General features: G+C 42.3%; 1 protein-coding gene. It reads right to left on the reverse strand.

From position 1 onward, the window contains the following. Positions 1–195: 195 nt before the first annotated feature. The coding region (locus A3735_RS11010) for an SDR family oxidoreductase (RefSeq protein WP_156499614.1) at positions 196–697 on the reverse strand (502 nt) is incomplete at its 5' end.

Below are 697 nucleotides of genomic sequence, written 5' to 3' on the forward strand. Positions count from 1 at the left end.
CCATGGCCAAAGCACCTTACATTCCAAGTTTTATTCTTGAGGCTGTTTCAGAAAAGTACCAAGCGCGCCGAGAAGGGAGCAGCCCATTCATAGACCGCTTTACCCATTGGAGCCGGAGCGATGAACGTGGCACCCACAAAAACTAACAAAATGGCAGCTAAAGCCAGTAAACTTTTTTTCAACATTTCAATATCCTTATTTGTATTTATACGCTCGAAGGTCGATAACCTTCTTCATTTCTGACCAAACCATCGCGCAAACAAGCGGTAAAGGCAACAGTTTGGAAGCCAACCACACTTTAATAGCATTATTTCCATAGACAATACGAGGCTTATTTTTCTTAACTGACTTAATTAAATGTTCGGCAATATCCTCTGGTTCAGTAGTCAGAAAGTTCTGAGAAAAGTCTCGGGCATGTTCATGCCTTACGATATTGGTTCGAATCCCCCCTGGATGTAGAAGGTGTACCTGAATATCACTGGCCGATAATTCGACCATTAAAGCTTCGGTAAAACCTCGTACGGCAAATTTACTACCACAATAATCAGCATGATTGGGTGTTCCCGTCAGGCCAAAGATACTTGAGACATTCACAATCACGCCTTGGTTATTAGCCAGCATGTCAGATAGAAATGCGCGAGTACCATGAATCACACCATAGTAATTAACATCCATCACCCGCTTAAAATATGATTGC

This window comes from Oleiphilus sp. HI0061, assembly GCF_001635675.1.